This window comes from Dyadobacter alkalitolerans DSM 23607 (genome assembly GCF_000428845.1).
In the GTDB taxonomy this organism is placed as follows: domain Bacteria; phylum Bacteroidota; class Bacteroidia; order Cytophagales; family Spirosomataceae; genus Dyadobacter; species Dyadobacter alkalitolerans.
Genome location: NZ_AUAS01000037.1, coordinates 1 through 8,007, shown reverse-complemented (window position 1 = coordinate 8,007; position 8,007 = coordinate 1). Strand labels below are relative to the sequence as shown.

Here is an 8,007-nt window from a genome sequence, read left to right as displayed (position 1 = left end):
GCCAGAAACGTGGTTCCTAACCGGCCCAATATGCTATGGGTTAGTGACATGACCGCGCGGCGGCCGCTTATATCCCATTGGGTTCAAATTTCATTTACCTGTCGGTAATCATGGATGCTTACTCGCGGAAAATTGTCGGTTGGCACCTGGATAAAACCATGGAGGCCCAGGGCTCGGTGCGGGCTTTGAACATGGCGCTTTTAGCACGAGGGAAAACGGAGAAACCACTGATCCACCACTCCGACCGAGGCGTCCAGTACTGCTCATGGAAATATGTTGACCGGCTCAGAGATAACGGCGTGACCATCAGCATGACACAAAGCGGCGACCCCAATGAAAATGCGATGGCCGAACGCGTCTTCCGCACGCTGAAGGGGGACTTTGGCATCAGGGGTTTTCTTTCTTTTTCATCCGCATATGAGGCGATCGAGAAAGCCATCAACACTTATAACGCCATGCGGCCCCATGCATCGCTAGGCTATTTGACTCCCCATCAAGCGCATCACCGGACAGGACCCCTCCCTTTGAAATGGTATCCGTACAAAAAAATCCGTTTTGGAAATGTCCAATACCCGGCTGGATACTTGAAAACCGGCTAACTGTCAACCGATTTCAGTAGCATATGGGATACTAGGTGATTAATAAGTTCTGCGAAAATCCCTTGCTTCTTAAAATCGTATACTGTATATTAGCAGTATACAGCTGGACTCTTACGGATGATCGTCTCAATTAAACACAAGGGCTTGAAGGTATTTTGGACAAAAGGTGATAAGAGTAAGCTTCCCCCAAATATGATGTCTAAGATTGAGCGGGTAATGTCCATTATTGATGATTTGGAAGTAGTACCTGATGATTTGCAAGACTTAGTTTTCCTACGCCCACATCCTTTAAAGGGTAATTTAAAAGATTTTTGGGCTATGGATATTTCAGGCAATTGGCGTATCATTTTCAAGTTCGATAACCAACAAGGGGCGGCTTACGATTTAGATTTTATAGACTATCATTAATATTTGAAAAATGAAAAGACATAGAAGCATTAATGTACATCCGGGAAGCATTTTAAGAGAGGATGTTCTTTCTCCTGCTAATTTGACCGTTGGAGACGCTGCCGAACTATTGCATGTGTCTCGATTAACACTATCTAAGATCATCAATGAGAGGGGAGCTATTACTCCCAATATTGCGATTCGAATCTCTAAAGCTTTTGGGGGGAAGGCGGACTTCTGGCTAAGAATGCAAAGAGGATATGATCTTCGGAAAGCTGAGCAGGAGTTTGAAGCCAATCCCATTGAAATTAATAGATTTCAATTTGTCTAAAACTAATTAGATGGTTAAACGATCTAAAATATGTATTATGCCTAACTACAAATCATGGACAGTTCTGCTAATGTTCTGTTTATCAGTTAAATGTCTATTCGTAAGTGGACAAGTAAGTAATTTTTCAAAGGGATTTAAAGTTGGATTTGGGGAAGGTAATTGCTATAAAAAAGGGGCCGGTTGCCTGCCATCCTTGCCACCATTAACGCCTTTCCCTAAACTTGGTGAAAGTAATACTAACTACCAAGATGGATATAATAGAGGTTTCCAAATTGGTCTCGATTTACAGCGGTTAAAAAGCCTTGAAAATTCAACATATACGCCATCTCCTGATTCTTATCGTAATGTGCCGCAATATACACCATCTGAGTACACTCCTCCTTACAACCTACAACTACTTAATAATGTGGTAGTTAGAAAGCAAAGGTTATTTGATTCAAGGGTACAATGGGTGCAAGAGCGAATACACAAAATAGAAGATTTAGCAAGTATTTTGCTTCAACAGTATTCACCATGGGAATATGCAGAAATCACTAAGGAGTTTACGAACTATATCAATACAGAATTGAATGGTAAGCCATTAGACTATACAGACAACTCCAAATTTAATAATATTGTTAATAAGATGATTTTAACGGAAACAGATATTTATAAGGCTTATACTTATGCTACTTCGGAATTGAATTCTGTCACTATACCTAGCAATTTCAGTACTGACCGATCAAATACAAATTGTACTTACAAGGCTATGAAATCAAAAATTGTGTCATATTCATTATCAAATATATCTGGGAAAAGGTTGACTGAAAATGACTATGTCACATTTGATATTTTGAAAAATGATATGGATGACGAGAATTATATGCGATACTATCTATATTCAAAAACGGACAATAGCTATTTCTATACTAATGATTCAGATGTTCAAAAAGCTTCTCAAGAAAATAGTACAGCAAAAATGAAATACCTTGGGTTTTCTAGCCCAGTTTTTTTTATGTTAATCCACTCAAATACAAACGATTACTATAAGATTTTTGACAAAGGAATATCAAAGGAGCGCGTCTTGAATAATCTCGGCGCAAAAGCACTCAAAACGTCATTGGGCGATATTGGAGTATACATAGTTTATCAAGATAAGCACACTGGCACGAAATACTACGTTCCTAATAGCATGTTTATAAGCCCAGTAATCAATCAAGAATACCCAATATATTCTAAGTAATAATTAAACTAATCTCCCTTTCAACGAGTTAGAATTGAATCATTACGTTACTTTCGCTCGTAATTGGATATTTTTTGCGAGCGCAACAATAATTCTGATCATGATTCCGAGACATTATCTAATCTTAATTTACAAAAACAGACATTAATTATAGTGCCGTTGCATTTTATCTTTATGCGTTGTCGCCTCTGTTTCGAAGTGGCTGTAATCTTCCTCGGTCAACTCGACCAGTTATTTCAATCCGAAATCTTGACAAAAGCCCATGACGGGCAACGCCAAAATCACTACCGTTGCTAAAAATCGTCTCATAGCCAAACGAATACATCAAGTTTGGACGTCGAAGGGTTACCAGTTTTTTAAAGTTTACAACAAAAAATTTGAAGACGGCAGAAATATCAAAATTTACCATTATATAAAAGGCCAGGGTGACGCCCTGGAATATGTTAACTATAAGGTTAAAACAAAATCGGCTTTCCAAACTTCAAAGAAATCTCCGTATCATATTGCACGCCGGTGGTTGAAAAATTTAACGTTCTGAAAATCAGATCAAACTGGATAAGTTCAAACTGTCGGAGACAAACGACGATGAAAATGGAAATGTCGTAGCCAATTACTACGAAAGCGACGAATTTGCCGTTTCCATTGCTACGGTAACGGCTCGTTTTAAAGCAAACCTTGTTACGTATGAAGTTGGCATCTCAGAAAAGCCGCTTTTGCACGTTGGTACGTTTCGATTAGTCGAGCAACTAGCATTTTCCCCACTGAATAAATTACTTTTCTCCTTTTTCTTTGTCATTTAACTGAAGACCATTATCCGAACAAATCGGTCAATCTCTCAAAACCCTCCTTTCGCGAGACGGCTTTACCTGGTGCAGCAGCGGATCAGGAACGCAATGGGATGAATGACTTCTCCTTGTACTATTTCGATAACTTTCACCAATCGGCCTTTCCCTCTTGTTGTGTATATTCTCACTTACCATAAAATCGATTATATAAGCTTATGAGGCTAACTATGGCTTTTATTAATCTATGTGTGAAGAGTAATGTAGTTGCATTTTTGAAATATGAATTATCAGTATATTTGTGTTTTAACGCATTCCCCCGAAACGAGAAAAATTTATTTACTTATAGTATTCACACTTGCCATCACTTCGATTCGAGCGCAAAATGCTGAGCAACTTGAAGAATTTACTGCGTCTAACGGTAGAACCTACAAAATAGGAGACGAATTAAGCTTGCTCGTGGCTCTGACACAAATGGGAAACTTGTATATGTAAATATTGGTGGTTGGGCCATTTCAACAAACTCAGAAGCTAATAGGTTACCTGCCGCAAATGCTGGGCGAATCGTTACCCTCAAAAAACTTAAGAAATATGATTCTAAGCGGTATAAGAGCGTAATATTTATAATTGGAGGCGGAAATATAACAAATTATACTATGGATATTGAAAATGCCATAGCCACTTGTGAAATAGAGAATTGTAAAGGAGAGAGTTCAGTACATGCAAAATCGGACAAATACGATCAGCTAAAAAAACTTAAGGATCTTCATGACAAGGGCATTCTCTCAGAGGATGAATATTCAGCTGAAAAGAAAAAGCTTCTTGATCAGAAATAATACCACTTCCCAAAGTAAGCGTAAATCAAATGGAATTGCCCTAATGCAGCAATATATCAATTCTTTTCTAATGATTTATTTTTAAGCTTTTCCTTATCCCTACCGTCAAAATAGTTGTTAAATCCACGCTGGGTGAATATACCGCCGTTACAAAAGGGATTAAATGACCTAGTGAGTTTTGAAGATTGTTGTTTTCTGTCCGAAGTTCCATATATCTATTGATTGAACCTATTGAAACAGTTATTGAGAGAACAATTTCTGTCAATCCATAAAGCTTTTGGTTTGTTCGTTTAAAAGCATTGAGAAAATACCCCAAGGTAAATATCAAACAAATACCAACTATATTAACTAGTATTTAATATTCTGTCCAAGCCCTAAAAATATAATCGGCTAATTTTCTCCATACACTGCTGTCAGATACACTTTGGTATATTGCAGAGAATCCAAGACTAATATTTATAAAGGCTACAATAATCCTGAACCATCTAGCTGACCTCTTTTTAGGACTCATTATTTTATGTTAAGAGTTTTATAATCTAAAATAATCAAAACATTTTATTTAAGAACAAAGTCCGTTTTGGTCTACTGCATGCCTGCGATCCTGGTATCGGTGACTATAACGATCATTTCCTGAATGCTTCTGACCCCAAATGACGGTTCTCTCATGTAACGGTTAGACTCCTTTACCAGGGGTATTCATCATCATCCTCTTTTTCTTTTTTCCGTCTACTTAACTCAGCTAATTCTTGTTCTTTTTGTACAATTGCTTCTTTATAGAAACTTTCATATTTATTTATAATATCTATGATAGATAATTTAATATAACCTATTGGTAACATGAAAATAAAAGGGGAATCGAAAATTTCGTTAATCGGACCGAAAATTATAAGCCGTTCCTCATTTGTCACAATATAAATTTCACAGTTGTCGATAGCGTACGTTCCTGACAGAGTCACATTTGTTATGTCATATTTAAATTGTAGGAGTGATCCTGCCTTTATTGTCCGTTCATTTTTAGCGAAAATAAGATCTATTTTGTAAAATATAATTTCTCGTAGCAAAAGAAGCATTGCGTATTTTGATAGTGAAATTATTTCGTCAAATTTGAATTGAAAATCAATTTTGGAAGTTTTTAAATTATCATAGTCTATTATTGCTCGATTAAAATCCCAGTTAGAAAGCTGATTTAGATTATGTGATTTTGGAAAAATCTGATATAATGAGTTAAGTATTGATAGCTTATTTTTTAGATTGTTGACATCTTTGAGATCAATGGTTACAGTCTTTGTGTTCACATAATACCAGTCGATGGTGTTATTTGAATTAATGATTGCCACGTTAGAATACTCATGTTCCCAATTATCTTTTCCAGGTCGCCAAGTAGATTTTACTCCCCAAACATAGAATATGTTTTTTGTTAACCGATTGACATTCTGGTAATTTACAAATGTAAGGCTGTCTGAATCAAATGACCGAATTAAGATCTTGGGATCTTTTTGAAGGTGTACCCCATCCTTCGTGATATCACAATTATCGGGGACAAAGTATTGCTGGATCTGAGAGTAACTTATATAGGTGACTATGTTGGAACATATTTTTACCTTATTTAGAATATGACGCATTTTGTAGTTGTTTTTATATGTAATATTATATGTTTCTGATGATAGTCGTTGTGTTTTATGCCATTTGTTAAAGAACTGTTCGCGTGGAATTGGGTTTTACCAGAAACTTTCATGAGTGTTCTCAGTGTTGCATAACCAATGTGTCAGTTAAAAAATATAGCAAGTGGAATATTTAATATTTAAAACGAACGGTGGAGAACCGAAAGTAACTGGCCTAAGGGATGAATCATCTCAATCCTGGTTCAATGACGATTTTTGGGTAAGGAATCCTCATATAGAGCTGTTTATGTTGTCTACCAGTCAAGATATATAATTTCAATTTAAAAGGAAAATAATCTAATTTAAGTAGTTGGGAACTTTGAGTACTACGGATGTTACCAATTTCAATAATACCATCAATTACACTTACAGTAACCTAACAGTTTTATGATATGATTGATGATTCTGAGGAATTTAAATATATAATATATACAGTAACTGAACTTGTTAAAGCTGACAAATCGGATGAGTTGACAGACCTACTTATAAATTCACAGGTTTCAATACGACAAACTAGCTACGACAGTTGGAATGGTGGCAGGTACACATATACAATCTATCTAGAAGTCGACGTAGCGCGTTTCATCGCCATACGAAACAAAGCTTCTAGCATTGAAGAACAACTCGTTCAATTATTTAACTTAGTCACTGCTCACTTGGATGATCAGGAGATAATTAGGGTTACTTTGATTCCAAAAGCAAGCGCCGTTGGAAAGTCCATTTCCAATCCTCATAGACCGCTGTCGTCTTCGGAGACATCAAGAAGAAATCTTCTTGTTAAGTATCTGCTTAATGCCTCCGAGGATGAACTAATTATGGAAGTACTGTTGCCGCTTTTTCGACAACTTGGCTTTCAGAGACTTACAGTTGCGGGGCATAAGGATAAAGCCCTAGAGTATGGTAAGGACGTCTGGATGAAGTTCATTTTACCGACTCAGCACATTTTGTACTTTGGAATCCAGGCAAAAAAGGGTAAGTTGGATTCCTTGTAAGTATCCCGTAAGCACAGACAGTTTGAAATTAGAGAATATCACTTAATTTTAAACTGATGAAAAAGACCAAATTCACCGAGACACAGATCGTTTCGATCCTCAAACAACAGGAAGCCGGCATTCCAACCAAGGAGATTTGCAGGCAGAATGGCATTTCCGAAGCCACTTTTTACAATTGGAAGAGCCGGTATGGCGGCATGGAAGCTTCAGACGTTAAACGCCTGAAAGATTTGGAGGAAGAAAATTCACGCTTGAAAAAGATGTTTGCCGATCTGAGCCTAGATAATCAAATACTTAAAGAGCTGTTCGCAAAAAAGGGCTGGGCTCTGCCGCAAAAAGGGAATTGACCGAGGAGATTGTTCGAGAGCACAACATCGCTGTGAGCAGAGCCTGTAAAATTGTTAACCTCGTTCGTTCTCAATACTATTACAGCAGTAAGAGAGATGATTCTGAGGTGATAGAGTCGTTGCAAGACTTGGCATTTAAACACCCTTCATACGGGTTCAGGAAACTTTTTGCCTACCTGCGCAGATCTGGTAAGCTGTGGAATCATAAGCGAGTTCACCGCATTTATCAAGTTTTGAAGCTTAATAAGAGGCGAAAAGGTAAACGCCGATTACCTGATCGCGTTAAACAACCGCTGGTTCAGCCTGCGCAGGTGAATGAGACTTGGAGCGTGGACTTTATGAGTGATTCTATGATTGGGAATCGTAAATTCAGGACGTTCAACGTGATCGATGATTGCTCTCGTGAGGCCTTGGCCATTGAGCAGGGTCGCCTGGCGATTGATACTTCGTTGTCCTCGAAGCGAATTACCAGGGTTTTGGAACGGATTGGGCTGAGTAAAGGCTTTCCGAAAGCGATTAGGTCGGACAACGGACCAGAATTCACATCGAAAACTTTTGCAATTTGGTGTGCTGATAGAAATATCGAAACACGGTTTATTCAACCAGGAAAACCCACGCAGAACGGTTTTATTGAACGATTTAATCGGCTTTATCGAGAAGCAGTACTAGATGCTTATTTGTTCTTCGACCTAGACCAGGTCAGGCGATTGACCGCAGAATGGATTGATGAATATAACCACCGAAGACCTCATGAAGGACTCGGCAATATGACGCCTTTTGAATGGAAAGACTTGCTGCTGAAAAAGGAAATACAACAACAAATGGCTGTCTGAAAAACGGGGTACATACA

The 8,007-nt window shown here is 37.9% G+C and carries 8 protein-coding genes; 7 read left to right on the top strand and 1 reads right to left on the bottom strand.

Features of this window, described 5'->3' with window-relative positions:
• The first annotated feature begins 110 nt into the window (after positions 1-110).
• The 5 genes from G395_RS30680 to G395_RS0126775 all read left to right on the top strand — a co-directional run bounded on the left by G395_RS30680 (position 111) and on the right by G395_RS0126775 (position 4,157).
• A complete protein-coding gene (locus tag G395_RS30680; RefSeq protein WP_051350436.1) occupies positions 111-599 on the top strand; it encodes an integrase core domain-containing protein in 489 nt (162 codons plus the stop codon).
• 117 nt (positions 600-716) lie between these two features.
• On the top strand, positions 717-1,007 hold the full coding sequence (locus G395_RS0126800) for a type II toxin-antitoxin system RelE/ParE family toxin (RefSeq protein WP_026632825.1): 291 nt from the start codon (positions 717-719) through the stop codon (positions 1,005-1,007).
• Between the two features lie 10 nt (positions 1,008-1,017).
• Positions 1,018-1,317: a HigA family addiction module antitoxin gene (locus G395_RS0126795; protein ID WP_026632824.1), complete on the top strand. Its 300-nt coding sequence runs from the start codon at positions 1,018-1,020 to the stop codon at positions 1,315-1,317.
• 37 nt (positions 1,318-1,354) lie between these two features.
• Positions 1,355-2,539 carry a hypothetical protein gene (locus G395_RS0126790; RefSeq protein WP_157486845.1) on the top strand — a complete coding sequence of 395 codons (1,185 nt, stop codon included), beginning with the start codon at positions 1,355-1,357 and terminating at the stop codon, positions 2,537-2,539.
• A 1,438-nt stretch (positions 2,540-3,977) separates the two neighbouring features.
• Complete coding sequence (locus G395_RS0126775; RefSeq protein WP_026632820.1) at positions 3,978-4,157, top strand: SHOCT domain-containing protein; 180 nt, start codon at positions 3,978-3,980, stop codon at positions 4,155-4,157.
• 683 nt (positions 4,158-4,840) lie between these two features.
• Here G395_RS0126775 and G395_RS0126770 read toward each other — a convergent pair.
• Positions 4,841-5,779, bottom strand: coding sequence for a hypothetical protein (locus tag G395_RS0126770; RefSeq protein ID WP_026632819.1), 939 nt, complete (start codon positions 5,777-5,779; stop codon positions 4,841-4,843).
• A gap of 431 nt (positions 5,780-6,210) precedes the next feature.
• Between G395_RS0126770 and G395_RS32615 the strand changes: the two genes are divergently transcribed.
• Positions 6,211-6,810, top strand: coding sequence for a hypothetical protein (locus tag G395_RS32615; RefSeq protein WP_026632818.1), 600 nt, complete (start codon positions 6,211-6,213; stop codon positions 6,808-6,810).
• Positions 6,811-6,866: 56 nt separating this feature from the next.
• A protein-coding gene (locus G395_RS0126755) for an IS3 family transposase (RefSeq protein ID WP_157486759.1) occupies positions 6,867-7,990 on the top strand; the annotation gives its coding sequence in 2 pieces (ribosomal slippage) (positions 6,867-7,113 and positions 7,113-7,990; 1,125 coding nt in all).
• Positions 7,991-8,007: the final 17 nt, after the last annotated feature.

Coding starts and splice junctions, on each gene's coding strand:
- G395_RS30680 (WP_051350436.1), top strand. CDS start 111: ATGGATGCTTACTCGCGGAAAATTGTCGGTTGGCACCTGGATAAAACC.
- G395_RS0126800 (WP_026632825.1), top strand. CDS start 717: ATGATCGTCTCAATTAAACACAAGGGCTTGAAGGTATTTTGGACAAAA.
- G395_RS0126795 (WP_026632824.1), top strand. CDS start 1,018: ATGAAAAGACATAGAAGCATTAATGTACATCCGGGAAGCATTTTAAGA.
- G395_RS0126790 (WP_157486845.1), top strand. CDS start 1,355: ATGCCTAACTACAAATCATGGACAGTTCTGCTAATGTTCTGTTTATCA.
- G395_RS0126775 (WP_026632820.1), top strand. CDS start 3,978: ATGGATATTGAAAATGCCATAGCCACTTGTGAAATAGAGAATTGTAAA.
- G395_RS0126770 (WP_026632819.1), bottom strand. CDS start 5,779: ATGCGTCATATTCTAAATAAGGTAAAAATATGTTCCAACATAGTCACC.
- G395_RS32615 (WP_026632818.1), top strand. CDS start 6,211: ATGATTGATGATTCTGAGGAATTTAAATATATAATATATACAGTAACT.